The following is a 26,277-nucleotide window of genomic DNA, read 5'->3' as shown; positions in this document are numbered from 1 at the left end:
CGCTTGGCCTGCTGGTGCGCCTGCCGCGCGCGCTCGAGCGCCTCGGCCTCGCGCTCGATGTCGCGGCGCAGCTCGTCGAGCCGCTCGGTGGCCGCGTCGCGCTCGGCGAGCAGCTCGAGCCGCGACTGACTGTCGTCGCTGCCGCCGCGCAGCAGGTGCTCGCTCACGAAGTCGCCGCGCCTCGTCACGAGGGTGATCGGCCCGCCGAGCTCGAGGTCGGCGAGGCGCGGCCCCGCCTCCTGCGCCGCCGCGAGGTCGTCGACGACGAACGTCCAGGCGAGGAGACCGAGCACGCCCTCGGGCGCATCGACGACGGAAGGGGCGTGCACGACGCCGGTGACGCCCTCCCCGGCGAGGTCTGCGACGCGCGGCTGCATGCGGCCCGCGTCGCCGACGACCGCCTCGATGCGGCCGAGCCGCGCTTCGTGCGCGTGCTCGACGGCGGCCGCCGCGGCGCCCCGCGACTCGGCGAGCACCGCCTCGCCCAGCGTGCCGAGCGCCGCCGCGATCGCCGCCTCGAAGCCCTTCGCGACCTTCACGTGCTCGGCGACGAGCCCCGTGAGCCCGTCGATGCCGGCGCCGATGAGGCCTGCGGATGCGTTCCCCGAGTCGAGCGCGACGGTGAGGGCGGATGCGCGGGCGGCGAGGGCGTCGCGCTCGCGCTCGACGCGGTGCAGGGCGTCGCGCCGCTCCTCGAGCTCGCCCGCGAGCGCCGCCTGCCGCTCGTCGGCCGCGCGGTACGCGACCGCGAGCGCCTCGGCGTCGCCCGCCTCCTCGGCGTCGCCGAGCTCCTCCGTGGCGGCGGTCGCCTCGGCGAGCCGCTGCTCGGCGTTCGCGAGCGCCGCCTCCCGGCGCGCGACCTCCGCCTCGCGGGCCGCGAGCGTCGACTGCGCGACGTCGACCTTCGAGCGGTGCCCCGCGGCCTCGAGGTCGTGCTTCGAGACGAGCGCGGCCTGCGCGGCGATCTCCTCGTCGAGCGAGTCGAGGCTCGCACGCGCCACTGCGGTCCCCGAGGCGGCCTTCGCGAGGCGACCCTCCGCATCCGCCACCCTGTCCTGCAGCGCGAGCGCCTCGTCGCGCGCCGCCTGCACCATGTCGGGCGTCACGAGCGGGCCCGCGTCGCCGACCTCGGGCGCCTCCTCGAGCAGGGCGAGGCGCTGGCCCGCGAGCGCGTGGAGCGACTGCAGGCGCGAGAGCTCGCGCTCGAGCGCGTGGGCGGTCGTGCGGGCGCGGTCGACGTCGTCGCCCGCCATCGACTCCTCGATGCGGGCCGCGCGCAGCCGCGCCTGCTCGAGCTGCTCCTGCAGCACGATCCGCTCGGACTTGCGCTCCGACTCCGATCGCGCGGCCGCCTCGAGCTGGGCGCGGAGGCCGATGACCTCGTCGGCGATGAGCCGCGCGCGCGCGTCGCGCACGGTCGCCTGGATCGTCGCGGCCTCCTTCGCGATCTCGGCCTGCTGGCCGAGCGGCTTCAGCTGGCGGCGGATCTCGCCCGTGAGGTCCTGCAGGCGCGTGAGGTTGGCCTGCATCGCGTCGAGCTTGCGGAGCGTCTTCTCCTTGCGGCGGCGGTGCTTCAGGATGCCCGCGGCCTCCTCGATGTACCCGCGGCGGTCGGCGGGCGTCGCCTGCAGCACGCTGTCGAGCTGGCCCTGGCCGACGATGACGTGCATCTCGCGGCCGAGCCCCGAGTCGCTCAGCAGCTCCTGCACGTCGAGCAGGCGGCACGACTCGCCGTTGATCGCGTACTCGGAGCCGCCGTTGCGGAAGAGCGTGCGCGAGATCTGCACCTCGGCGTACTCGATCGGCAGCGCACCGTCGGCGTTGTCGATCACGAGCTCGACGTGCGCGCGGCCGAGCGGGCCGGTCGTCGCGGTGCCCGCGAAGATGACGTCCTCCATCTTGCCGCCGCGGAGCGTCTTCGCGCCTTGCTCGCCCATCACCCACGCGAGCGCGTCGACGACGTTCGACTTGCCGGAGCCGTTCGGCCCGACGACGCACGTGACGCCGGGCTCGAACTGGAACGTCGTGGCGCGCGCGAACGACTTGAAGCCCTTGACGGTGAGGGTCTTGAGGTGCATGCGGCTCCCGGATCGTGCTCGCACCACCGTAGTCGGCGCCTCGCGTGTTGCGCGCCAGGCGCGCGCGACCCTATCCTGCAAGGCTGCCCGCCGGCACGGCGCCGGTGCAGAGCGGCAGGACCCATGCGCATCGACATCCGCCCCCTCGCGCCGCTGCCCGACGACGACGCGCTCGCGGGCGAGCAGGAGGCCGAGCTGCGCCTCGCGCACGAGCTCGACGAGCGCGCCCACGCCGCCCGCTTCGGCGAGGGCGTCTACCGCAACACCCTCCCCGAGTTCGCCGCGCTGCTGCGCTCGGACGACACGGAGCGCGTCGACGTCCTGCACGCATGGCGCGGCGAGCGGCTCGTGGGCGCGCTCACGGTCTACACGACCCTCATCGACTCGACCGACGTCGCCGACCTCAGCATGCGGCTCGATCCCGCGCTGCCAGCCGCCGAGCAGGGCGAGCTCGCCGAGGCGCTCGTGGCGCGGGGCGTCGACGAGGCGCGCGCGCTCGGCCGGTCGACGGTCGTCGCCTCGTCGCCGGGCTCGCGCACGGGCCCCGTGACCGCCCGCACCGGGCACGGCGCTGCCGACCCCGCGCATCCGCAGGTCGCGCCGCTCGTCGCGCGCGGCTTCGAGCTCGAGCAGGTCTACCGCGTGAGCGTCGCCGACCTCGCGCGGCTGAGCGACCTCGCCGCGCGGCACGCGGCTGCCCTCCAGCGCGCGCCCGGCTACGAGCTCGTGCGCTGGGTCGGCGAGACGCCCGCCGAGCACCGCGCGGGCATGCGGATGCTGCACGAGCGGATGTCGGTCGACGCGCCCGTCGCCGGCCTCGCGTGGGAGCCCGAGACGTGGGACGACGCACGGCTCGCGGCCTTCGAGCGGAGCAGGCAGGGCGGCGGTCGCACCCTGCTCACCGTCGCTGCCCGCGAGCGGGCGACGGGCGAGCTCGCCGGCTTCTCGACGCTCATCCTCCCCATGACGGGCGACGTCGCGCGCCAGCACGACACGCTCGTGACGAAGGCGCACCGCGGGCACGGCCTCGGCATGCTGCTGAAGCTCGACAACATGGTGCGGCTGCGCGAGCTGCGCCCCGAGCTCACGCGCATCGTCACCTGGAACGCCGAGGAGAACCGCCCCATGCTCGCCGTGAACGAGGCGTGCGGCTTCGAGCCCGTCGCCTACGAGGCGCAGTGGCAGCGGAAGGGCCTGCGGTGAGCGCGCCGCAGCTCGAGTGGCTCGAGCTCGCCGCGCCCGCCGACGACTTGGACGAGCCCGCGCTCTCGCGCATCGCGCGCTACGTCGACGTCTCCAACCGCGTGACGCAGGCGCACTGGGGCGACGACGCGCACGACACGACGGTCGACGAGATCGTCGCGAGCCTGCGGCACACCGACGACGAGGTCGTGCGCCGGTTCCTCGTCACGGAGGGCGGCCTCGACGTCGCGCGGGCGATCACGGCCATCAACCGCGAGGACGGCGCGCGCGTCGCCTACGTGTCGGCGTGGGTCGACCCCGCTGCGCGCGGGCGCGGCATCGGCCGAGCGGTCGCCGAGGGCATCGAGCGCGTCGCGGTCGAGCTCGGCGCGACGACGCTGCAGGGCTGGGTCGACCACCGCCCGCCGGCTGAGGGCGACGAGCGGCTCGTCTCGGCGAACGGGCACGGCGAGATCGCCGTCGACGCGCCCGCGCGGCTCGCGACCTCGCTCGGCTACCGGCTCGAGCAGGTCGACCGCATCTCCGAGCTCGACGTCGAGGCGGCGCGCGGCGAGCTCGAGCGGCACCGGGCGGATGCGCTCGCGCACGCGGGCGAGGACTACGAGGCGCGCTCGTGGCAGGGCGCGACGCCGCCCGCGCTGCTCGACGCGATGGCGGCGCTGCACGCGCGCATGGCGACGGACGCGCCCTCCGCGGGGCTCGAGGTCGACGACGAGCACTGGGACGCGGCGCGCGTCGAGCGGCTCGAGTCGCGGCTCATGGCGGCGGGGCAGACCATCCTGCAGGCGGTCGCGATGCACCGCCCGAGCGGCGAGGCCGTCGCGTTCACGATCCTCGTGCTGCCCGCGCCTGGTCGTCCCGCCTTCCAGGAGGACACGCTCGTGCACGCCGAGCACCGCGGCCGGCGGCTCGGCATGCTCGTGAAGGCGGAGAACCTGCTGCAGCTCGGGCGCCGCCACCCCGACCGAGCGCGCGTCGTCACCTGGAACGCGACCGAGAACCGGCCGATGCTCGCCGTCAACGAGGCGCTCGGCTTCGTCGCGGTCGCCGCTGAGGGCGCATGGCAGAAGCGGCTCGGCGAGGCGGAGCCCACAGCCGGGACTGCCAGCATGGGCGCATGAGCGACCGCGCCACGACCGACACCCTCCCCGGGGCAGCACCCGACGCAGCCGTCGACGGCCTCGCCGCCGAGCTGCGCGAGGCGGTCACGACAGGGGTCACCCGGCCGCGGCTCTACCGCGCGCAGCAGCTCGACGGGCTCATCGCGATGCTGCTGCAGCACACGTCGCGGTGGGAGGCGGCGCTCGCCGCCGATCTCGGCAAGAGCGAGATCGAGGCGCACCTGACCGAGATCGGCCTCGTCGTCTCCGAGGCGCGGGCTGCGAAGCGGAGCCTGCGCCGCTGGATGGCGGCGACCCCGCTCGCGACGCCGCTCGCGCTGCAGCCGGCGTTCGCGAAGACGCTGCCCGAGCCGCTCGGCGCCGCGCTCATCATCGCGCCGTGGAACTACCCGCTGCAGCTCGCGCTCGCGCCGCTCGTCGGGGCGATCGCCGCGGGCTGCGCCGCGGTCGTGAAGCCGAGCGAGCTCGCTCCCACGACGTCGGCGCTGCTCGCCGAGCTCGCGCCGCAGCACCTCGACCCGCGCTCGGTGCGGGTCGTCGAGGGCGGGGTCGACGAGACGACCGCCCTCCTCGAGCAGCGCTGGGACCTCATCTTCTACACGGGCGGCGCTCGGGTCGCACGCGTCGTGGCGGCTGCCGCGGCGAAGCACCTGACTCCGACGGTGCTCGAGCTCGGCGGCAAGAGCCCCGCCTACGTGCACCGGTCCGCCGACATCCCCGCTGCGGCGCGCCGCATCGCGTGGGGCAAGTGGCTGAACGCGGGCCAGACGTGCGTCGCGCCCGACCACATCCGCGTCGACCGCGAGGTCGCCGACGAGCTCGTCGAAGAGCTGCGGCGAGCGACGGCCGAGCAGCTCGGCGACCCGCGGACCTCCCCCGACTTCGCGCGCATCGTGAACGGTCGCCACCTCGAGCGGTTGCGCGGCCTGCTCGCGAGCGGCACGGCGGTCGTCGGCGGCGACGTCGACGAGGCCGACCGCTTCGTCGCGCCGACGATCCTCACCGACGTCGACGACGCATCCGCCGTCATGCAGGAGGAGATCTTCGGGCCCATCCTGCCGGTGCTGCCGGTCGACGGGGTCGACGGGTTCATCGAGACGATGCGGGATGCCGAGAAGCCGCTGGCCCTCTACGTGTTCGCGCGGGACCGGGATGCGGTGCGCCGCGTCGAGCGGGAGACCTCGTCGGGCGCGCTCGGCATCAACATCGCGGTCGCCCACGCCGGCGCCGCGGCGCTGCCGTTCGGCGGCGTCGGCGAGAGCGGCTCGGGCGCGTACCACGGCAAGCACTCGTTCGACGCGTTCAGCCACCGCAAGGCCGTGCTGTCGAAGCCGACGGGCCTCGACACGCTGCGCATGATCTACCCGCCGTTCAGCGGGCGGCGGGGACGGCTCGCGAAGCGCCTGCTCGGCTGAGCGCCCGCGCCCTCCCGCCCTCGCGCCGACTTGCTCGGCGGGGAGTGTCGCCTCGTGGCTCTCCCGCGACGCCGCGGCGGTAACGAGCCGACACTCTGCGCTGGAGCGAGCGTCCGCGCGGCTCAGCGCTTCGGGGCGACATTCGCGACCGCCCAGCGCACGAGCGGCTGCAGGTGGTCGACGGTGTCGAAGAGCGCGTCGAGCAGCTCGGGGCCGCCCGCCTGCTCGGGCGCGAGGCGCCGCCGCGCGGTGAGGAACCGGTAGCGCAGCAGCTCGATGCGCGGATGCGCCGGGTCGACACCCCGGGGTGCCGTCTTCACGCGCTCGCCGCCGAGCTCGTAGCCGGCCTCCTCGAGCTCGCGCACGACTCCCTCGAGCTCGGTGCCGGGCGCGAGCGCCTCGACGGCGGCCCGGTAGGCCTTGGTGAACGACGCGTCGCCGAAGAAGCCGCCGCCCATCGAGATGCCCGACGCGTCGAGGTTCACGAACCAGCCGATGCCGGGCGCGCGCTGCGCGAAGAGCCCCTGCCGCGTCTTGTACGGCGTCTTGTCGTGCGCGAAGCGCACGTCGCGGTAGGGCCGGTAGACCTTGACGGTGCTCGCGATCGGCTCGAGCTCCTCGGCGAGCGCCTCGAACGGCGCGCGCACGTGCTCGTCGTAGCGGTGCTTGTGCTCGAGCCACCACGAGCGCTCGTTGTGCACCTCGAGGTCGGCGTAGAAGGCGAACGCGTCCGAGCTGAATCCGTCGAAGGGCATCGATCCAGTCTAGGAGCGCGCCTCCGTGCGGAGCCTGGCGTCAGACCGCGATGCCGACTCCCGTGCCCCGGGACGGGGCCCGGCGCTGGCGTCGCGAGCAAGGCCCGAAAGGGCCTTGCTCCTAAGCTCCAGCGCGCGGCCGCCGCTGGCACCGCGGGCAGCGCGTCGACGAGCGGTTCGCCCAGGACTCCTGCACCATAGTCGCTCCGTAGCGGTGGCACGGCTGCCCGCAACGGCCGTAGGCGTGCAGCGAGTGCTCGAAGTAACCCCACTACATCAGCAATTGACATTCACCCTGCCGCTTTGGCCGACTCTCGGGACATCCGGCGGGTGTCTTGGAGCGAGGCCGCCGGCGGCGAGGAACTACCCTGCGCGTGAGGGTCGGCGCGGACTCGGCAGGCACCCCGACTGGACTGTCGTTTTCACCGGCAGATCTGGCAAAAATGAGATGACCGGTTCATGATCCGGACCCGCCGATTGAGGGTTCCGCAACGGTGCAAGGCTGCCCACCCCGAACGTAAACTTCTCTCAATCTCTGAAGATCGCCGAACACACCGCATGACGGTGAGATGGTCAACGGCGCGCTAGCCTCATGCCAGCGCTCAACCCTGCTGCACTGGAGAACCGTGACGAAGGCAACGATCACCCGTATCCGCAAAGTCCACGACTATCGCGTCTTCCAGCGCTGGACCGATGACCGGCGGGCAAATGATTTCGCCCGGGTCAATCTGCTCTACGGCACCAACGGCAGCGGAAAGAGCACTCTCGCTAGTCTTCTGCGATCCTGTGCAGCATCAGATCCCGCGGCTGCACGGGCACAGCTCGAACTCGCGGCCTCCATCGACGGCGTCGAAAGCACGGTGACGCATGCGACCGAGGGGTTCTGGAGCCGCGTTCAGGTCTTCAACGCGGAGTATGTCCATGAGAACCTGCGCTTCGACGACAGCCAGGGCCCGCGCTCCGACAGCCTCCTTACGCTAGGTAAGGCGAACGTCGACGCGGAGCTCGAGCTGGCTGAAGTGGAGCACCGCAGAGCCGAGATCGAGCCCAAAGCGGCCGAAGCACGAGCTGCTGCCAAGACCGCCGAAGCGGAGGTCGAACGACGCATGACAGAGGTCGCCGGACACATTGTCGACGACCTGCGCAGTTCCCCCGTCGCCACTTATCGCGGAACGAACACCTACACCCGCAGAAACGTACGCAACCTGCTGGTGGGCGACCGGACGGTCTTCGACTCGGCATCAACTGACGTCGCGGCCGACAGAGGACTAGCCACATCGAGCGCACCCCGCTCCTACACAGCATTGTTCGAAGGAAGCCTGACGAGCGTCGGCGAGATCCTTCGAGAGTCAGAAGCGCTTCTGAAAGCCGACGTCACGTCGCGACCTCTCGATCAGCTCGCCGAGAATCCCGCCGGAGCCGAGTGGGTTCAACGCGGTCTGCAACTTCACGAACACGAGATTGAATGCCTGTTCTGCGGCAACGAGATCTCAGCGGAGCGTCGAGCCGCCCTCGCGGCTCACTTCGACCGGTCGGTGACAGACCTGCAAGCCCGCATCGACGCCCAGCTTGTTCACTTGCAGGGATGCAGGCAGAGCGCGACCAAACTCGCGGACAGCATGCCTCGCGATGGCGACCTTTACCCCGACCTGGCGGGAGCGCTGCGAACGGCGCGGAGCGAGGTCCAAGACCAGGTCGACCGCTACCAGCGAGTCGTCTCCGAGCTTGAGGGACTTCTCAGTGCCAAGCGATCGAACCCTTTTGCCGTTCCAGAACATGATCTCACTACGACAGACACGCCGACCCTTCGTGCTGTCGCCGAGGTGGTCGCCACACACGAAAGGCGCCGTCTGGCGCATGAGAAGGAAGCTTCGGCAGCTGCTCGCCGAGTAGAGCTGGCCCGAGTCAAGGCACTCGCCGACGAATATGACCGGCTCGCGGGCTTAACTCGCGAACTGAACGAGAAGGCAACGTCCCTCGAGGATGAGTTGCGAGACCTTGGCCAACGAAACATCTCGCTCAGCAACCTCGATGCTGACCCGGTCCCGCAAGCTGCCGAACTGACGGGAAGTGTGGCGCGCCTGCTTGGTCGTTCGGAGCTCGCCTTCGCGCCGAGCGACGATGGCAAGCATTACCGAATTGAACGGGCGGGCATGCCCGCTACCCATCTGAGCGAGGGAGAGCGGACAGCCATCGCGCTCCTGCACTTCCTCGCGAGCATCCGAGAAGGGGTTCTGGCCGGCGACGCGCCCATCGTGGTGATCGACGATCCAGTGTCGAGCATGGACGAGGGGATCCTCTTCGGGATCTCGTCGTTCCTCTGGTCCGCACTCGTAGAGAAAACCTACGCCAGTCAAGTCTTCTTGCTCACGCACAACTTCGAGTTGTTCCGGCAGTGGGTCGTCCAGCTCGAAGGTGCAGGGCGGCACGTCCTCGGCGGATACACTATCCACGAGATTCGTATGCGACATCGCCCCGCAGGATCCACCGCACCCCGTCGCGCTCCGGAGCTTGACCCCTGGACTTCTGATCTCCGGCAGTCCAGCAGACTTCGGTCGCTCTACCATTTCCTGTTCGCGCGTGTCGCGAAATCGGTCAACGATGCGAAGCCCGATCTCAGCTTGGCGGAGCGCATGGACCTCCTCGCGCTCGCACCCAACGCAGCGCGGAAGATGCTGGAGGCGTTCCTCAGCTTCCGCTTCCCGCAATACATCGGCAAGTTTCACCTCGGCATGAAAGCGGCGATCGACGCGGTGAATGACGCGAGTATTCGCACCCACGTCGAACGCTACCTGCATGCTTACTCGCACAACGAAGAAGGAAATGTCTCAGCGATGATCGATCCAAGTGAGGCAACGGTCGTGCTCAGATCGCTCTTCTTGCTCATTCGCGCTAATGATCCGAAGCATCTGTCCGCAATGTGCGAAGCACTAGGTATAGACGAGTCCGAGCTGTTCGCGCTCAGCTCCTAGCCCCGCGGATCGGAGGTTGATTGGTTTACCGGGCCTCGCCGCGATTGTTCCCGCAGGGGTGCGTGGGATGCTCTCCGAACGTCCTCCGAAATTCCGAAACCGTGCGCTGTTCAAGTATGCCCCGTCGACAAGACCGCACGTGCTCTCGAAATCATCAGGTCGCGTTTATGGAACTGAACGAACGGCAATAAGGTCAAGGTGGCTCACACGATTGACTCAGAAAGCTTGTCAAGTCTGACCGCGTCTCGCTGGGAATCTATTCCCCGCCGTGCCAGAAATAAGACGAAGCTTTCGTGCGCGAAGTCGACGAAAACCCCGACGAGTACTACCGCTGTTGACTTGCTGTCCTCCGAAGGCTCCGACACCGCGGAAAGTAGAAGCTCGAACGGTTCATGAACCGCTCCCGTACGGTCGCAGTACCGCACCGGTAACGGGGCAGCCGCCTCAGACCGCGATGCCCCGCGGCCGCCGCTGGCAGCGCGGGCAGCGCGTCGACGAGCGGTTCGCCCACGGCTCGCGCACCATGAGCGCGCCGCACCTGTGGCATGGCTGCCCGCCGCGGCCGTAGGCGTGCAGCCGGTGCTCGAAGTAGCCCGCCTGCCCGTTGACGTTGACGTACTGCGCGTCGAACGACGTGCCGCCCTCGGCGAGCGCCTGCTCGAGCACGTCGCGCACGTCGGCGAGCAGCGCGAGCGCCCGCGCTTGCGTCAGCCGCTCCCCCGGGGTCGCGTAGTGCAGGCGGCTGCGCCACAGCGCCTCGTCGGCGTAGATGTTGCCGATGCCCGACACGAGGGTCTGGTCGAGCAGCGCCGCCTTCACGCCCTGACGCCGCCGGCGCAGGCGGCGGGCGACGGCGGATGCGTCGAAGCGCGCATCCATCGGATCGAGGGCGATGTGCGCGGCCTGGTCGGGCACCGCGGCGCCGCCCTCGTCGGCGACGAGCGGCCGCACCGCGAGCCCCCCGAAGATCCGCTGGTCGGCGAAGCGGATCTCGAGCGTGCCCCGGCCGGCGGCGTGGAGCGACGGCTGGTCGATGAGCAGCCGGATGCGCGTGTGGCGGTCGGGCGCTGCGCCCGGCTCCCGGACGAGCACCTGGCCGGACATCCCCAGGTGCGCGAGCAGCGCATCCGCCGCCTCGCCCGGCCCCTCGATCGGCACCCACAGGAACTTGCCGCGCCGCGCGGGCATGCCGAGCGTGCGCCAGGTGAGCGCAGCTTCGAACGCGGCAGCGTCGCCGTCGTGGCGCGAGATCGAGCGCGCGTCGAGCACTTCGACGCCCTCGACGCGCGCGCCCGTGACCGCCGGCGCGAGCCCGGCGCGCACGACCTCGACCTCGGGCAGCTCGGGCACGTCAGGCTACGGCGGGTGCGCTCAGCAGCCGGTGCGCCTCGAGCGCCGCGGCCATCTCGGCGACCTTCTTGCTCGTGCCGGTACCCGTCGCGACGGCGTCGTCGTCGATGAGCACGGTCGCGGTGAAGGTGCGCGCGTGGTCGGGCCCGGCGGCCTCGACGACGTACGCGGGCGCTCCCCTGCCCTGCGCGACCGCGAGCTCCTGCAGCGCCGTCTTCGGGTCGAGCGCGGCGCCGGCGCGAGCCGGGTCGTCGAGCAGCGGGCCCACGAGCCGCAGCACGAGGTCGGCGGATGCGCGGTGCCCGGCCGAGAGGAACGCGGCACCGAAGAGCGCCTCGAGCGTGTCGGCGAGGATCGAGGGCTTGTCGGCGCCGCCGGACGCGGCCTCGCCCTTGCCGAGCAGGATGTGCTCGCCGAGGCCGATGCCCCGGGCGACCTCCGCGAGGGCGTTCATCGACACGACGCCGGCGCGCCGCTTCGCGAGCTCGCCCTCCGGCACGTCGGGGAAGCGGCGGTAGAGCTCGATCGTGATCGCCTGGCCGAGGATGGAGTCGCCGAGGAACTCGAGCCGCTCGTTGTGCGGCACGCCGCCGTGCTCGTACGCCCACGAGCGGTGCGTGAGCGCCAACGACAGCAGCTCGGGGTCGATCTCGACCCCGAGCTGCTCGAGCAGTCGGCGCTCGTCCGTCATGCGGCGGATGATCCCTGGAGGATCAGACGTCGGCGACCTTGCGGCCCTTGTACTCCATGTACAGCGCCGTGCCGGCCGAGTCCTCGACGACCTTCGCGCGGTGCGGAAGGCTGTAGACGGTCTTGCCGCCCTCGATGGTCTTCACGAGCTTGGGCGCGACGGCCTTCCACTGCGAACGGCGCGCGCGGGTGTTCGACCGCGACATCTTCCTCTTGGGAACAGCCATTGCTCACTCCTTCTTCGGCGCCTGCGCGCCCTCTTCCGGCTCGTCGCCGGACACGTCTGATGCGAAACCCTGGAGCGCTGCCCACCGAGGATCGATGGTCTCCGTCGGCACGTGGACGGTGCCGGGCTCCAGCCGTTCCCCTGTCTCGGGGTCGAGCCCCGCACAGTCCGGTCGGTCGACCGGTTGGAACGGCAGTGCCAGCACGACCGCGTCCCGGACCACCGGAAGCAGGTCGACAGACTCGTCGACCACGAGGTAGTCGGTTTCCGACGCACCATCATACGCGAACAGCTCGACGAAGTCGACATCGAGGTCGAGGTCGAACTCGATGAGGCACCGCGAGCACGTCGCGAGGGCCGTGACGCTCGCCCGACCGGTCGCGAGGATGCCCTCGTGCACGCTCTCGAGCCGCGCGTCGAGCTCGATGGGCTGGTCGGGCAGCACTGCGGCGAGCCCCTCCCCGACCTTCTCGCCGAAGGGAGCGGTCTCCTCGACCTCGCGCATGCGGCCAGGCTTGTGCACGATGTCGCGCACGGACAGCGTGAACGGATGCGTGGTGGGCATGCGACCATCCTACGACCGGTCGCTCAGAGCCCTCTCTCCAGGCGCCCCTCCTTGTGAGTCGAGGCCTCTCCACAGCCCCCTCCGACGAGGCTTCGCGTGTCAGTGGTGCGTGGTTGCATGCCTGCATGGATGCGTGGGGCGGGCTCGATGCGGAGGAGTACATCGCGTCGATCCGTGCCGGCGCGATCGACCCGCACGGCCGCACCGCGGCCGAGCTCGAGGACGAGCTCGCCGCGTACGACCGGGAGTGGGGCGAGCGGCTCGCTGCGCTGACCGATGCAGAGATCGACGAGGTCATCGCCGGCCGCATGCAGGTGCCGCCGCTGCCCGGCACCGTCCCACTCGACGAGCGGTCCGCGCTGCTGCGCGAGGAGGCTGAGCTCGCCGCGCGTATGAAGGCCATCGAGCAGTGCCGCGCCCGGCTCGAGGCCGAGCAGCGCGAGCTGCTCGCCGCCCGCATGGAGCGGCTGCGCGAGCGCGGCGGCGACATCGGCATGGCCGTGAAGGAATCCGCCTCCGTGCTCGCGTCCGAGCTGCGGCTCTCGGACCGGGCGATGGAGCGGCGCCTGACCGAGGCCTTCGCCACCGTCAGCGACCTGCCCGCCGCGCACGCCGCCCACAAGGCCGGTCGCATCACCGGCACGCACCTGCGGGCGATCGAGCAGGCGACGGAGGCGCTGCGCACCGACCCGCACGTCGACCCCGCCGACCGGGCGGCGGTGGAGGCGGAACTGGTCGACATCGCCGAGCGCGTCACGCCATCGCAGCTGCGGTCGCGGGCGAGGCGGATCGTCGACCGCGCGATGACCGATCCGCTGCAGCGCCGCCATGACGCCGCCCGCGCACGGCGCGACGCGTGGGTGGCCGACGCCGGCGACGGCATGGCGGTGCTCTCGCTGCTGACCTCCAGCGTCGTCGCCGCCGGCGCGTTCGACCGCGCCACCCAGGCAGCGAGGAAGAAGCCGAAGGACGACCCGCGCACCTTCGCCCAGTACCGCGCCGACGCGCTCGCCGAGCTGCTGCTGACCGGGCGCACGCCCGACGACCTGCACGGCACCAACCCGATCACCGCGACGATCACGGTGACCATCCCCGCCACCGAGCTGCTCAACGACACCGACGACGCCGACGAACCCGCGCTGCGGTTCTCGGGGGCGCTCGAGGGCGGGGCGCTCGTCGACGCCGCGACCGTGCGCGCCCTCGCCGCGGAGACGGTCGTGTGGGAACGCCTCTTCACCCACCCGGTCACCGGCGTCCCCGTCGCCGTCGACACCTACCGGCCCACCCGCGCCATGCGCCGCTGGCTCCGTCACCGCGACGGCCGCTGCCGGTGGCCCGGCTGCGCCAACGCCGTCTCCCGGGCAGACACCGACCACACCCGCGACCACGCCGACGGCGGCGCCACCGCGCACTCGAACCTCGCGCACCTGTGCCGGCGCCATCACACGATGAAGCACGCCACCGCCTGGACCGTCCAGCAGCTGGACGCCGGCGTCCTCGAATGGACCAGCCCCACCGGCCGGATCTTCACCGACGAACCCGAACCCGCCGGGCCCGCGTTCCGAGACCGCAGCGCCGACTACTGGGGCACCCCGTCCGACGAACCAGCACGGTGCACCGCGAGCGACCCGCCATGGGCGCACCTGACCGACTGCACCTGCTCCCCCAGCACCATTCCCGCCTGACCGGGCCGCGGCCGGCTCGGTCACCGCCCACTGGAGGCACTGCCGGCTGCCATCGCGGCGCGGTCGCGCGTCCGCCGACACGCGCACCCGCTCCGGGCGCTCCCCGCTTGACGCAGTCTCCACGGGCCCCATCGCCCGGCACGCGCTCACCAGCCGGGCGCGTTCCGCATCCGACGACCCAGTCGCCGCGACTCCTTCCTGCCCGAGCTACCCTTCCCGACGCGTTCCCGCCCGACGTGACTGCGCCGAGCGCATTCCCTGCCTGACCCGACCCCTCCTCAACGCACTCCCTGCCTGCCCCGATCGACGCCGGGCCGCAGGCGCGTGCTGCCGCCCGCGACGTCGGTCTGGCTAGGCGAGGGAGAGCACGAACGAGAGCACGAAGCCCGCCGCTGTGCTCATCGCGACGGCGGGGCCGCCGTGCTCGTACGCCTCGGGCATGAGGGTGTCGGCGAGCGAGGCGATCACCGCACCGGCGGCGAACGCGAGCGGCAGCGAGATCGTCTCGGCCTCGGCGGTCGCGAGCGGACCGGCGCCGACCACCACGGCACCGACGAGCAGCACCGCGCAGATCGACCACAGGCCGAGCACCTTGCCGTTCGACATGCCCTGCTCCTTCATCGACGACGCGCCCACGAGCGCCTCGGGCAGGTTCGACACGAAGATGGCGGCGAGCAGCGCCAGGCCGCCGGAGCCCTCGGTGAGCGAGACGCCCAGCGCGACGTTCTCCGGGACCCCGTCGAGCGTCACCGCCGCGAGGAGCGCGAGGCCGGCGGCACCGCGCGTCGACGCCTTCGTGGCCCGCGCATCCGCCGCCGCGGCATCGGTGTCGAGCTTCGCGCTGCCGCGCACCTCGTCGGCGGGCGCGCCCCTGCCCGGCTGCGCGGCGCGGTCGAGCAGCGCGCTCAGGATCGTGAACACGAGCGCGCCGACGATGAGCCCGAGCGCCGCTCGCCAGATGCCGCCCATCTCGTAGGCGTCCTCGAAGAGCTCGAACGCGAGCGCCGTGACGAGCGCACCCGCCGCGAACGACAGCAGGATGGCGAGCGCCCGCTTCGGGAGCTCGAACCGCATCCCGATCGCAGCCCCGATGATGAGCGCGCTCGAGGCGACGATGCCGAACAGCAGCGACTGCGCCATGCCTCAGCGTACGTCCGCAGGGTGCGCCGCGCACGCCCCGAACGAATGCGATGATGCACGCGTGTCGACGTCGCGCGCGGTGCCCCTGGCCCTCATCGGCTGGCTCGTGTGCGTCGAGCTGACGAGCGGCGTGCTGCAGGGCTGGTACGTGACGCTCACGCCCGACATCGCCCGCCACCTCGACGTGACCGACGCCGACGTCAACTGGTTCGAGGCAGGGCAGCTGCTGCTGTCGGCGCTCGTGGTGCCGCTCCTCGCGAAGCTCGGCGACATGCACGGCCACAAGCGCATGCTCCTCCTCTCGACGGCGCTCACCGCTGCCGCGAGCTGGTGGATGGCGTTCGCCGGCGACTTCTGGAGCTACCTCGTCGCCTTCTCGCTCCAAGGCGCATACGCCGTGTGGCTGCCGCTCGAGGTCGCCCTCATCTTCGACCGCGGCCGACGCTCCGGTGTGGCCGCCGCCACGACGCGGCGCGCGGCGGGACTCCTGGTGATCGCGCTCGAGGCCGGCGCCATCGTCGGAGCCCTCGGCTCCGCCGCCGCGCTCGCCGCGTTCGGCGAGGCGATGCCGCCGACCCTCATGGTGCCGGCAGCGATGGTGACGCTCACGTTCTTCGCGATCCTGTGGGGTGTGCCGGAGTCGGAGCCGCTCCCGGATCGCTCGCTCGACGCCGGCGGCTTCGTGCTCCTCGCCCTCTCGCTCCTCACCATCACGTCGGGCCTCACATTCCTGAAGCTCGGCGGTGCGGGTGCCTGGTGGGGATGGGCCGTCATGCTGGTCGGCGTCGCGCTGCTGCTGCCCTTCGGACGCTGGGTGCTCGGCAAGGACGACCCGGCGATCGACCTCCGCGTCATGCGGCAGCCGTCCATGTGGCCGGTGCAGCTCACCGCCGGCCTCGTCGGCGTCAGCCTGCTCGGGGCCCAGACGCCGCTCGCGACCTACGCCGGCACCGACCCGTCGCTCGGCTACGGCCTGGGGCTGGATGCGACGGGCCGGTCACTGCTCATCGGCGTCTACCTGCTCTCGCTCATCGCAGGCGCGGCCGCGCTCGCCGCGCTCTCGTCGCGCATCCGCCCTCGCCTCCTGCTCATCGCCGCGGCAGCGCTCGTCGGCATCGGCTACCTGCTGCTCGTGCCCTTCCACCTCGAGATCGGGCAGGTCTTCGCGTGCATGGCCATCGCCGGTGTCGGCTCCGGTGCGCTCGTCGGCGCCCTGCCAGCGGCGGCCGCCGCCGCTGCGCCGCGCGGGCAGACCGGCGTCGCGACCGGCATGACGAACACGACGAAGACGATCGGCGGCTCGTTCGCGTCCTCGATCTTCGCGATCGTGCTCGCGGTCGGCGCGATCGGCACCGCCGCGAGCCTCGGCGGCTACATCGCCGTCTGGATCATCTGCGGCGTGACCGCGCTCGTCGCCGCCGCGAGCCTCATCGCGGTCCCGCGGCTCGCCTTCGCCGATCCGGAGCCGGCGCCGGAGATCGCGCCCGCCGCATCCACCCGCGACACCTGACACCCGACGCCCAGACCGCCCGAGGAGGACCCATGCCGCTCTACGCGGTGCTGATCTACGCCGACGACTCCGCGCACGCGCTCGACGCGACCGAGGCCGACCTCGCCGAGCCCGACGGACACGGGGATGAGCTCGCCGCATCCGGCGCGATGCGCGCGGCCTACGCGTTCACGCCGCGGGCGCTCGCGAAGACGATCCGCCCCGACGGCGTCGCCGACGGCCCGTTCATCGACGCGCCCCACGCGGTCGCCGGCGTGTACGTGATCGAGGCCGCCGACGAGGACGCCGCGCTCGCGCTCGCCGGCACCAACCCCGTCATCCGCGGCAGCGGCGGCGTCGAGGTGCGCCGCGTCCATAGCGGCGGCACCATCCCGGAGCCGTAGCGGCGGCCACCGCACGCCGCGGGGCGAGCGCTCAGGCCTTCGCGGCGAGCGGGCCGCGGTGGACGATCCACGGGTGCGTCTGCGCGACGGGCTTGATGATCGTCTCGTCGACCGACACGTGCCCGGGGAGGGCGAGGATGTCGGTCATCACCCGTGCGACATCGTCGGCCGAGAGCGGGTCCTGCACGTCCTTGTAGACCGCATCCGCCTTCTCCTTGTCGCCCTCGAAGCGCACGAGGCTGAACTCCTCGGTCCAGACCATGCCGGGCGCGACCTCCATCACGCGGATCGGCTCGCCCGCGAGCTCGAGCCGCAGCACGTCGACGAGCTGCTTCTCGGCCGACTTCGCGGCGTTGTAGCCCGAGCCGCCCGTGTAGGGCACCGTGGCCGCGATGGAGGTGACGACCATGATCTCGGCGTAGGAGCCGTCGCGCGTGGAGTCGCGCAGCAGCGGCAGCAGCGCGTCCACGACGCGCTTCGTGCCGATGACGTTCGCCTCGAACATCCACCGCCAGTCGTCGATCGACGTCTCGGCGACGGGCGCCGCGCCCTTCGCGCCGCCGGCGACCTGCACGAGGCCCGTGGGGCGAAACGCGGCCGCCGCCTCCGCGAGCCGCGTGATGTCGGCCTCGTCGGTGAGGTCGACCGCGAGGATCTCGCACCCGGTGTCGCGCCGCAGCGCCTCGAGCCGCTCGGCACGGCGCGCGACCGCGAGCACCCGCCAGCCGCGCGCGACCGCCTGCCGCGCGACCGCCTCCCCGATGCCGCTCGATGCCCCCGTGACGACCAACCGCTTCTCGCTCATGCCGCCATGCAAGCAGGCTCCGAGCGGCCCGCGCCACTCCGCGCGGACTGCGAGTGTTACGCCGTGCGACGCGCCCCGCTGGCCCGATCGGCCGACCCGGCCGACGATGGAGCGAGACCAGCCCCGCATCGACCCGCAAGGAGAACACCATGAGCGACTGGAAGTTCGAGACCCTCCAGGTGCACGCGGGCGCACAGCCCGACCCCACCACCAAGGCGCGCATCACGCCCGTCTACCGCACGACCTCCTACGTCTTCGACAGCACCGAGCACGCGGCCCGCCTGTTCGGCCTCGCGGAGCTCGGCAACATCTACTCGCGCATCATGAACCCGACGAACGACGTCGTCGAGCAGCGCCTCGCCGCGCTCGAGGGGGGCACCGCCGCCCTCCTGCTCGCGTCGGGCCAGGCAGCGACCACCTACGCGATCCTCAACATCGCCGAGGCCGGCGACCACATCGTGTCGTCCTCGTCGATCTACGGCGGCACCTACAACCTCTTCAACTTCACCCTGAAGAAGCTCGGCATCGACGTGACCTTCGTCGAGGACCAGGACGACCTCGACGAGTGGCGCCGCGCCATCCGCCCCGAGACCAAGGCGCTCTTCGCCGAGACGATCGGCAACCCGCGCATCAACCTGCTCGACATCGCAGGCGTCTCCGGCGTCGCGCACGAGGGCGGCGTTCCGCTCATCGTCGACAACACGATCGCGACGCCCTACCTCATCCGCCCGCTCGAGCACGGCGCCGACATCGTCGTCCACTCGGCGACGAAGTTCCTCGGCGGCCACGGCTCCGTCGTCGCCGGCGCCATCGTCGACGGCGGCCGATTCGAGTGGTCGAAGTCCGACCGGTTCCCGGGCCTCACGACCCCCGACGAGTCGTACCACGGCGTCACGTACACCGAGGCGCTCGGCGACGCGATCGCCTACATCCTCAAGGCGCGCGTGACGCTCCTGCGCGACGTCGGCGCATCCTCCTCCCCCGACACCGCGTGGCAGCTGCTGCAGGGCATCGAGACGCTCTCGCTGCGCCTCGACCGCCACGTCGCGAACGCGACCGCCGTCGCCCGCTTCCTCGAGGCGCACCCGCAGGTCGCCGCCGTGCACTACGCGGGGCTCGAGTCGAGCCCGTGGCACGAGCGCGGCCGGCAGATCGCGCCGCGGGGCACCGGCGCCGTGCTCTCGTTCGAGCTGCGCGGCGGCGTCGAGGCGGGGAAGGCGCTCGTCGAGTCGCTCGAGCTCTTCAGCCACCTCGCGAACATCGGCGACGTGCGCTCGCTCGTCATCCACCCCGCCTCGACGACGCACGCGCAGCTCACGCCCGAGCAGCAGCTGAGCGCGGGCGTCACGCCCGGCCTCGTGCGGCTGTCGGTCGGCATCGAGCACGTCGACGACCTCATCGCCGACCTGGGCCGCGGCCTCGAGGCCGCCGCCGCGAAGTCGGCCGAGCTCGCGGCGAACGCCTGACGGGCAGGGGCGGGCACCCGTGGACTGGCAGCTGAGCGACGACGCGCAGCCCGCCGCCCGGGTGCCCGCCGCGCGCCTGCTCGAGCAGGCGGGGCCCGAGGCCCGGCCGGTGCCCGTCACGGGCGCCTGGCGGCCCGGCGACGACCCGGGCGACCGCCGCTTCGCGCGCATCGGCGACGTGCGCACCGAGGCCGGGGGCGAGGTGGCGGATGCGGTGCTCGCGTTCGAGACGTGGGGTCGCCTCGACGAGCACGCCGGCAACGCCGTGCTCGTGCTCCACGCGCTCACCGGCGACAGCCACGTGCGCGGCCCGGCCGGACCGGGCCACGCGACCGCCGGCTGGTGGGAGGACGTCGTGGGCCCCGGCGCCGCGATCGACACCGACCGCTTCTTCGTCGTCGCGCCCAACATGCTCGGCGGCTGCCAGGGCTCGACGGGGCCCGCCTCGCTCCATGCCGACGGCACCGAGTGGGGCTCCCGCTTCCCGCGCGTGACGGTGCGCGACCAGGTCGAGGCGCAGCGCCGCCTCGCCGACCAGCTCGGCATCCGCCGCTGGCACGCGGTCGTCGGCGGCTCGATGGGCGGCATGCACGCGCTCGAGTGGGCGGTGACGCACCCCGAGCGCGTGGGGGCGGCCGCGCTGCTCGCGTCGAACGCGGCGACGAGCGCCGACCAGATCGCGCAGAACTCGCTGCAGATCGAGGCGGTCACGACCGACCCCGGCTGGCTCGGCGGCGACTTCTACGACCTGCCCGGCCACGCGGGGCCCGCGCGCGGACTCGCCCTGGCACGCCGCATGGCGATGCTCGGCTACCGCTCGCAGCACGAGCTCAACGAGCGCTTCCGCCGCGAGTGGCAGTCGAGCGTCGACCCGCTGCAGGGCGGCCGGTTCCAGGTCGAGTCGTACCTCGACGTGCACGGCAACCGCTTCACGCGGCGCTTCGACGCCGGCTCCTACGTGCGGCTCGTCGACGCGATGTCGACGCACGACGTCGGCCGCGGTCGCGGCGGCGTCGAGGCGGCGCTCGAGCGCATCACCGCGCCCACGCTCGTCGTCGGCATCTCGAGCGACCGGCTCTTCCCCGTCGCCGACCAGCAGCGGCTCGCGTCAGGCATCCCCACGAGCGTCTCGGGTGCCGAGCCGGTCGTGCTCGAGAGCGGCTTCGGGCACGACGCCTTCCTCATCGAGTCGGGCCGCGTCGGCGACCTGCTCGCGACGCTCCTCGGCTGACGCGCCGAGCGTGCCGACGCGCGCCGCCCGCACGAGCATCGCGACCGCGCCGACGAGCAGCGCGACGTGCACGAGGTTCCGCGCCGTCAGCAGCGCGACGGCGGCCGGATGCGCGGCCACGAGCGCGTCGTACGTCCAGGGGAACTGCACGTGCGTGAGCACCGCGACCAGCCCGATCGCGGCGACGCCCACCCAGTGGCGCCGCGCACCGGCCTCCACGAGCAGCAGCGCCGGCACGAGCAGCCACAGCACGAACTGCGGCGAGCCGACCTTGTTCGTGACGATCATGACCTCGACGAGCGCGAGCGCGAGCCACACGATCGCCTCGCGCCCGTGCGCGCGCCGCACCGCGAGCGCCCCCACCGCGACGAGCGCGACGACGCCGCCGACGAGCACCGGCGTCGCGAGCGCCGCGACCGTGCGCACGCCATCCCCGGCGACCTGGAACGTGTAGATCTCGCGGTCGAAGGACACGTGCGCGAGCCCGCCGCCCGCGAGCCACATGTAGGGGGTCGCCGCGACCGCCTCGATCTGCAGGCCGCGATCCTCCTGCGCGACGAGGAACGAGAGCGCGTGGCCGGAGCCGAGCAGCGCCGCGACGACGATCACCGCACCCGTGACGAGCGCGCCCGCCGCGAGCACGCGCATCCGCTCGCGCCGCACGACGAGCAGCGCGAGGTACAGCACACCGGGCCACACCTTCATCCACGCCGCCGCGGTGAAGACGGCCGCCGCGACACCGGGCCGGCCGCCGCGCAGCGCCACGATCGCGATGATGCTCAGCGCGACCACGACCGTGTCGATGCGGGCGAGCGCGACGGGCCCGAGCGCGAGCAGCAGCCCGAGCCACACGAGCGCCATCGCGCCGCCGCGCGGCAGCCGCAGCAGCAGCGCGAACGCGACCGCGTCGAGCGCCGTGACGACCAGCATCCACACGACCGGCAGCGCATCCGCTCCGAGCACGCCCGCGAGCAGGATGGGGACCCACGCGAGCAGCGGGTACACCCACGGGCTGTCGATGCCGAGCCAGTCGCCCGCGAGGCCGCGCTCGAGCCACGACGTGTAGACGGACAGCACGTCGCCGTACGCGTCCGAGACGCTCGGGATGCACAGGATCGCCAGCAGGGCGTGGACGCCGCCGAAGGCGAGCCACGCCCAGCCGCGCGGCAGCGAGGGCGGCACGGTGGGCGGCAGGGTCAGAACAGCCTCCTCGTCGCGTCGCGGACCTCGCCGACGAGCTCCTCGATGATGTCCTCGAGGAAGAGCAGGCCCGTCGTGTCGCCGTTCGCGTCGAACGAGCGCGCGATGTGCGCGCCGGTCGAGCGCATGAGCGCGAGGGCGTCCTCGAGCTCCGACTCCTGGTAGATCGAGGCGAGCTGGCGGATGCGCTTGGCCGGCACGGGCACGTCCATGTCGTCGTCGTCGGCGCCGAGCACGTCCTTCACGTGCACGTACCCGCCCGGCTGGCCCTCCGCATCCGCCACGACGTAGCGCGAGAAGCCGCGCTCGCGCACCGCCGCCTCGAGGTCGGCCGGGGTCGCTCCGAGCGGCAGCGTGACGATCTCGTCGAGCGGCAGGGCGACGTCGCGCACGCGCCGCTCCGTGAACTCGAACGTGCGCGAGATCGCGCCCGTCGGGTCGAACAGGAGCCCCTCGCGCTTCGACGTCTCGACGATCGTCTCGACCTCGTCGATCGTGAAGGTGCTCGCCGCCTCGTCGACCGGCTGCACGCGGACGAGCCGGAGGATGCCGTTCGCGAGCGCGTTCATCGCCCAGATGACCGGCTTGAAGGCGCGCGAGACGAGCACGAGCGGCGGCGCGAGCAGCAGCACGGCGCGATCGGGCACCGAGAACGCCGCGTTCTTCGGCACCATCTCGCCCAGCACGACGTGGAGGTAGGTCACGAGCAGCAGTGCGATGACGAACGCGACGATCGAGACCGCCTCGGGCGGCAGGCCCGTCCACTCGAGCGGGCCCTCGAGCAGGTGGTGGATCGCGGGCTCGGAGACGTTGAGGATGAGCAGCGAGCAGATCGTGATGCCGAGCTGGCACATCGCGAGCATGAGCGAGACGTGCTCCATCGCCCACAGCGCGAGCTTCGCCGCGCGGTTGCCGCGGTCGGCGAGCGGCTCGATCTGGCTGCGCCGCGCGGAGATGACCGCGAACTCGGCGCCCACGAAGAACGCGTTCGCCGCGAGCAGGATGACGAGCCACATGATGCCGAGCCAGTCGCTCATCGCTCCCCCTCCCCGCGCTCGGAGACCGCGTCCGGGTCCTGGACGAACCGCACCCGGTCGACGCGGCGGCCGTCGACGCGCTCGACTCGCAGCGTGCCGTCCTCGACCCGCACGGTGTCGCCCACGACGGGCAGCCTGCCGAGCTCGGCCATGATGAAGCCGCCGATCGTCTCGAACGGCCCCTCGTCGGGCACGACGACCCGAGCGCGCTCGAGCAGCTCGTCCGGGCGGAACGCGCCCGGGAACGTGACCCAGCCCGGCCCGCGCACGACCTCGACGTGCATCCGGTCATGCTCGTCGGAGACCTCGCCGACGACCTCCTCCACGAGGTCCTCGAGGGTCGCGATGCCCGCCGTGCCGCCGTACTCGTCGACGACGATCGCCATCTGGTAGCCGCGCTCCTTGAGGTCCGACAGCAGCGCGTCCAGGTGCACCGACTCGGGCACGCGGTGGGGCTCCTCGGCGATCGCCGCGACCGGCACGTCGGCGCGCCGCTCTCGCGGCACGGAGATCGCCTGCTTGACGTGCGCGATGCCGAGCACCTCGTCGAGGTCGCCGTCGATCACCGGGAAGCGGCTGAGGCCCGTCTGATGGGCGAGCGCGACGAGGTCGGCGACCGACGCGGAGCGCTCGAGCGCCTGCACGCGCGGCCGCGGAGTCATGACGTCACCGGCCGAGAGCTCCGCGAAGCGGAGGGTGCGCGCGAGCAGCGTCGCGGCGCCGACGTCGAGCGCGCCCTCCATGGCGCTGCGGCGCACGAGGGTGGAGAGCTCGTCGGCCGTGCGGGCGCCCGAGAGCTCCTCCTTGGGCTCGATGCCGATCGAGCGGAGGATGCCGTTCGCGGAGCCGTTGAGGGCGAGCACCGCGGGCTTGAAGACCGCGGTGAACGCGCGCTGGAACGGTGTGACGGCGACCGCGGTGCCGAGCGGCTTCGCGAGCGCGAGGTTCTTCGGCACCAGCTCGCCGACGATCATCGACAGGATCGTCGCGGCGGTCACGGCGATGATGCTCGAGAGCGGGGCGGCGAAGCTCTCGGCGAGCCCGGCACCGACGAGCACGGGCGTGAGCTGGCGCGAGATCGCCGGCTCCATCGTGTAGCCCGTGAGGAGCGTCGTGAGCGTGATGCCCAGCTGCGCGCTCGAGAGGTGCGTCGAGGTGTGGCGCAGCGCCGCGATGGTGCCGTCGAGGCGCCGCTCGCCGCGGTCGCGGCGGGCCTCGAGGTCTGCGCGGTCGAGGTTGACGAGCGCGAACTCGCTCGCGACGAAGAGGCCGGTCCCGATCGTGAGGACGACGCCGATGGCGATGAGCAGCGCATCCATCAACGGATCGGTTCCGGCCGCGGACTATGACTGTGGTCGTCGTTCACGGCGACATCCTAGGGGACCGGGTTCGGGCGCATCCGGGGCCGTCACCACGACACCGGCAGCGCCTTGCCCTCCTCGTAGCCGGCCGCCGACTGCACCCCGACGCGCGCTCGCTCGCGGAACGCGGGGACGGTGTCGGCGCCCGCGTACGTGAACGACGAGCGCACGCCCGCGGTGATCATGTCGACGAGGTCCTCGACGCTCGGCCGCGCCGGGTCGAGCAGGATCGTCGACGACGAGATGCCCTCGGCGAAGAGCTGCTTGCGCGCGAGCTCGTACGCGTCGAGCTGCCCGAAGCGGCCGACGACCGCGCGCGTCGAGGCCATGCCCCACGACTCCTTGAAGAGCCGTCCCTGCGCATCGCGCTGGAGCCGGCCGGGCGCCTCGATCGTGCCCGCGAACCACGAGCCGATCATGACGCTCGACGCGCCCGCCGCGAGCGCGAGGGCGACGTCGCGCGGGTAGCGCACGCCGCCGTCCGCCCACACCCGCGCGCCGAGCTCGATCGCCGTCGTCGACGTGTCGAGGACCGCGGAGAACTGCGGGCGGCCGACCGCGGTCATCATGCGCGTCGTGCACATCGCGCCCGGCCCCACGCCGACCTTGAGGATGGATGCGCCGGCGGCCACGAGGTCGCGCGCGCCGTCGGAGGAGACGATGTTGCCCGCCGCGACCGGCACGTCGTCGCCGACCGCCGCGCGCACCGACTCGAGCGCGCGCAGCATGCCCTCCTGGTGGCCGTGCGCGGTGTCGACGACGATCACGTCGGCGCCCGCCTCGACCAGCGCGGCCGCCTTCGCCCCCGGGTCGCCGTTGATGCCGACGGCGGCCGCGACGCTCAGCCGCCCGCCCTCGTCGAGCGCCGGCCGGTAGATGTCGCGGCGCAGCGCCCCGAGTCGCGACGCGAAGCCGATCGCGCGGCCGTCGACGACGACCGGTGCGACCTCGACGCCCTCGCGCTCGAGCGCCGCGAACATCGCGCGGCCGTCCGCGGCGTCGGCGGGCGCGAGCTCCGGCAGGTGCGAGTGGAGCAGGTCGCCGAGCTTCGCGTCCGGCAGGGCGTGGCCGAGCCGCTCGGCGGGGATCGCGCCGAGCAGCTGCCCGTCGGCGTCCTCGACCGCGACCGCGTGGCCCTTGATCGCCGGGACCCGCTCGAGCACGTCCTGCACGACATCGCCGGGACCGGCGCGATGCGGGGACTCGAGGTCCACGGGCTGCGCCTTGACCCACGCGATCGACGCGACGGTCTCCTCGAGCGGCGGGTCCTGCGTGAGCACCGCGAGCCCGCCGCGGCGCGCGAGCGTCGCCGCCATGCGCGGACCGGTCACCGAGTTCATGTTCGACGCGACGATCGGCAGCGTCGCGGACGTGCCGTCGTCGGGCGCGAGGTCGACCGCCATGCGGGATCCGACGTCGCTGCGGCTGGGGACGAGGAAGACGTCGGAGTACGTGAGGTCGTGCTCCGGGACGTCGTCGATGAAGCGCATGGCTCCAGGGTAGGCCGGGAGCGGCCGCGCGCTCCTCGTCAGCCCTTCGCCTGCCCCCAGTCGCGCACGACCGCGGCCTGCACCGGGAAGTCGACGGGGAAGTCGCCGAAGAGCACCCGGCCCGCGAGCGCCGCGGCCTCCCGCACGGCGTCGGCCACGGCATCCGCCTCTGCCTCGGGCGCCTGCACGATGACCTCGTCGTGGAGGAAGCACACGAGCGCCGCGCCCTCGACGCCGGCGATCGCCCGGCGGACGCCGGCCATCCATGCGAGCGCCCACTCGGCCGCCGTGCCCTGCACGACGAAGTTGCGCGTGAAGCGGCCCCAGGCCCGCGCCTGGCTCGCGCCCCGCTCGTCGTCGCGCCAGCGCGGCGGCTCGGGCGACGTGCGGCCGAGCCACGTGCGCACCCGCTCGCGCCGCTCCCCCGCCCGGGCCGCGCTCTCGACGGCCGCCATCGCGCGAGGGTAGGCGCGCTCGAGCCGCGGCAGCACGAGCGCCGACTGGCCCCGCGTGCCGCCGTAGAGCGCCCCGAGCATGCCGAGCTTCGCCTGCTCGCGCGTCGCGACGACCCCGCGGTCGACGAGCCCCTGGTAG

Annotated in this window: 21 protein-coding genes and 2 pseudogenes; 9 read left to right on the top strand and 14 right to left on the bottom strand. The window is 72.6% G+C overall.

The genetic code is table 11. From position 1 onward, the window contains the following. Positions 1-2,078, bottom strand: a 2,078-nt coding sequence (locus NWP09_RS04050; protein ID WP_258274256.1) for a chromosome segregation SMC family protein, incomplete at its 3' end; no start/stop codon positions are given. A gap of 123 nt (positions 2,079-2,201) precedes the next feature. Here NWP09_RS04050 and NWP09_RS04045 point away from each other — a divergent pair. The 3 genes from NWP09_RS04045 to NWP09_RS04035 are packed head-to-tail and all read left to right on the top strand — an operon-like array spanning position 2,202 to position 5,817. Further along, on the top strand, positions 2,202-3,281 hold the full coding sequence (locus tag NWP09_RS04045) for a GNAT family N-acetyltransferase (RefSeq protein WP_258274255.1): 1,080 nt from the start codon (positions 2,202-2,204) through the stop codon (positions 3,279-3,281). After that, entirely contained in the window at positions 3,278-4,402 is a 1,125-nt protein-coding gene (locus NWP09_RS04040) for a GNAT family N-acetyltransferase (protein ID WP_258274254.1), read from the top strand. Before NWP09_RS04045 ends, NWP09_RS04040 begins: the two co-directional genes overlap by 4 nt. Further along, positions 4,399-5,817, top strand: a complete 1,419-nt coding sequence (locus NWP09_RS04035) for an aldehyde dehydrogenase family protein (RefSeq protein WP_258274253.1) — start codon at positions 4,399-4,401, stop codon at positions 5,815-5,817. Before NWP09_RS04040 ends, NWP09_RS04035 begins: the two co-directional genes overlap by 4 nt. 122 nt (positions 5,818-5,939) lie before the next feature. Here NWP09_RS04035 and NWP09_RS04030 read toward each other — a convergent pair whose 3' ends face one another. Both NWP09_RS04030 and NWP09_RS04025 read right to left on the bottom strand, forming a co-directional pair. Beyond that, the gene (locus tag NWP09_RS04030; protein WP_258274252.1) at positions 5,940-6,572 is read right to left on the bottom strand and encodes a DUF2461 domain-containing protein; all 633 of its coding nucleotides are present in this window, start codon (positions 6,570-6,572) and stop codon (positions 5,940-5,942) included. A gap of 121 nt (positions 6,573-6,693) precedes the next feature. Further along, positions 6,694-6,840: pseudogene (locus NWP09_RS04025) on the bottom strand (DNA-formamidopyrimidine glycosylase); the annotation flags it as partial. 358 nt (positions 6,841-7,198) lie between these two features. On the opposite strand from NWP09_RS04025, the gene NWP09_RS04020 reads away from it, so the two are divergent. Beyond that, on the top strand, positions 7,199-9,544 hold the full coding sequence (locus NWP09_RS04020) for an AAA family ATPase (protein WP_258274251.1): 2,346 nt from the start codon (positions 7,199-7,201) through the stop codon (positions 9,542-9,544). A gap of 444 nt (positions 9,545-9,988) precedes the next feature. Here NWP09_RS04020 and mutM read toward each other — a convergent pair whose 3' ends face one another. From mutM to NWP09_RS04000, 4 genes are read right to left on the bottom strand one after another with little or no spacing between them, the layout of a single operon-like run. Beyond that, the gene (mutM, locus tag NWP09_RS04015) at positions 9,989-10,894 is read right to left on the bottom strand and encodes a bifunctional DNA-formamidopyrimidine glycosylase/DNA-(apurinic or apyrimidinic site) lyase (protein WP_258274250.1); all 906 of its coding nucleotides are present in this window, start codon (positions 10,892-10,894) and stop codon (positions 9,989-9,991) included. A gap of 1 nt (position 10,895) precedes the next feature. Further along, a complete protein-coding gene (gene rnc, locus NWP09_RS04010) occupies positions 10,896-11,585 on the bottom strand; it encodes a ribonuclease III (protein WP_258274249.1) in 690 nt (229 codons plus the stop codon). A gap of 22 nt (positions 11,586-11,607) precedes the next feature. Then, on the bottom strand, positions 11,608-11,811 hold the full coding sequence (gene rpmF / locus NWP09_RS04005) for a 50S ribosomal protein L32 (RefSeq protein WP_258274248.1): 204 nt from the start codon (positions 11,809-11,811) through the stop codon (positions 11,608-11,610). Between the two features lie 3 nt (positions 11,812-11,814). Then, positions 11,815-12,345 carry a DUF177 domain-containing protein gene (locus NWP09_RS04000; protein WP_258274247.1) on the bottom strand — a complete coding sequence of 177 codons (531 nt, stop codon included), beginning with the start codon at positions 12,343-12,345 and terminating at the stop codon, positions 11,815-11,817. Between the two features lie 155 nt (positions 12,346-12,500). Between NWP09_RS04000 and NWP09_RS03995 the strand changes: the two genes are divergently transcribed. Continuing rightward, on the top strand, positions 12,501-14,060 hold the full coding sequence (locus NWP09_RS03995) for a DUF222 domain-containing protein (protein ID WP_258274246.1): 1,560 nt from the start codon (positions 12,501-12,503) through the stop codon (positions 14,058-14,060). Positions 14,061-14,411: 351 nt separating this feature from the next. Here NWP09_RS03995 and NWP09_RS03990 read toward each other — a convergent pair whose 3' ends face one another. Next, complete coding sequence (locus NWP09_RS03990) at positions 14,412-15,200, bottom strand: ZIP family metal transporter (RefSeq protein WP_258274245.1); 789 nt, start codon at positions 15,198-15,200, stop codon at positions 14,412-14,414. 61 nt (positions 15,201-15,261) lie between these two features. Here NWP09_RS03990 and NWP09_RS03985 point away from each other — a divergent pair, with 61 nt between their 5' ends. Continuing rightward, positions 15,262-16,710 (top strand): MFS transporter, encoded by a 1,449-nt coding sequence (locus NWP09_RS03985; RefSeq protein ID WP_258274244.1) that lies wholly within the window; start codon positions 15,262-15,264, stop codon positions 16,708-16,710. Positions 16,711-16,742: 32 nt separating this feature from the next. Continuing rightward, positions 16,743-17,093, top strand: a complete 351-nt coding sequence (locus NWP09_RS03980; protein ID WP_258274243.1) for a YciI family protein — start codon at positions 16,743-16,745, stop codon at positions 17,091-17,093. 31 nt (positions 17,094-17,124) lie between these two features. Here the strand turns inward: NWP09_RS03980 and NWP09_RS03975 are convergent, their stop codons facing one another. After that, complete coding sequence (locus NWP09_RS03975; protein ID WP_258274242.1) at positions 17,125-17,898, bottom strand: SDR family NAD(P)-dependent oxidoreductase; 774 nt, start codon at positions 17,896-17,898, stop codon at positions 17,125-17,127. A gap of 86 nt (positions 17,899-17,984) precedes the next feature. Here NWP09_RS03975 and NWP09_RS03970 point away from each other — a divergent pair, with 86 nt between their 5' ends. Together NWP09_RS03970 and NWP09_RS03965 are read left to right on the top strand one after the other, a co-directional pair. Next, entirely contained in the window at positions 17,985-19,364 is a 1,380-nt protein-coding gene (locus NWP09_RS03970) for a bifunctional o-acetylhomoserine/o-acetylserine sulfhydrylase (RefSeq protein ID WP_258274257.1), read from the top strand. Between the two features lie 19 nt (positions 19,365-19,383). Beyond that, positions 19,384-20,595: a homoserine O-acetyltransferase gene (locus NWP09_RS03965; protein WP_258274241.1), complete on the top strand. Its 1,212-nt coding sequence runs from the start codon at positions 19,384-19,386 to the stop codon at positions 20,593-20,595. 306 nt (positions 20,596-20,901) lie between these two features. Here NWP09_RS03965 and NWP09_RS13530 read toward each other — a convergent pair. The 5 genes and pseudogenes from NWP09_RS13530 to NWP09_RS03940 all read right to left on the bottom strand — a co-directional run. Next, positions 20,902-21,600, bottom strand: a pseudogene (locus tag NWP09_RS13530) (glycosyltransferase 87 family protein); the annotation flags it as partial. Between the two features lie 191 nt (positions 21,601-21,791). Then, the gene (locus NWP09_RS03955) at positions 21,792-22,832 is read right to left on the bottom strand and encodes a hemolysin family protein (RefSeq protein ID WP_258274240.1); all 1,041 of its coding nucleotides are present in this window, start codon (positions 22,830-22,832) and stop codon (positions 21,792-21,794) included. Next, complete coding sequence (locus NWP09_RS03950) at positions 22,829-24,151, bottom strand: hemolysin family protein (protein ID WP_258274239.1); 1,323 nt, start codon at positions 24,149-24,151, stop codon at positions 22,829-22,831. Before NWP09_RS03950 ends, NWP09_RS03955 begins: the two co-directional genes overlap by 4 nt. Positions 24,152-24,240: 89 nt before the next feature. Then, positions 24,241-25,683: a GuaB1 family IMP dehydrogenase-related protein gene (locus NWP09_RS03945; protein ID WP_258274238.1), complete on the bottom strand. Its 1,443-nt coding sequence runs from the start codon at positions 25,681-25,683 to the stop codon at positions 24,241-24,243. 38 nt (positions 25,684-25,721) lie between these two features. Then, the coding region (locus tag NWP09_RS03940; protein ID WP_258274237.1) for a DNA polymerase at positions 25,722-26,277 on the bottom strand (556 nt) is incomplete at its 5' end.

This window comes from Agrococcus sp. HG114 (assembly GCF_024723325.1).
Classification (GTDB): Bacteria; Actinomycetota; Actinomycetes; order Actinomycetales; family Microbacteriaceae; genus Agrococcus.
The sequence above is the reverse complement of the archived record's forward strand: the minus strand, read 5'-3'. Positions and strand labels throughout refer to the sequence as shown.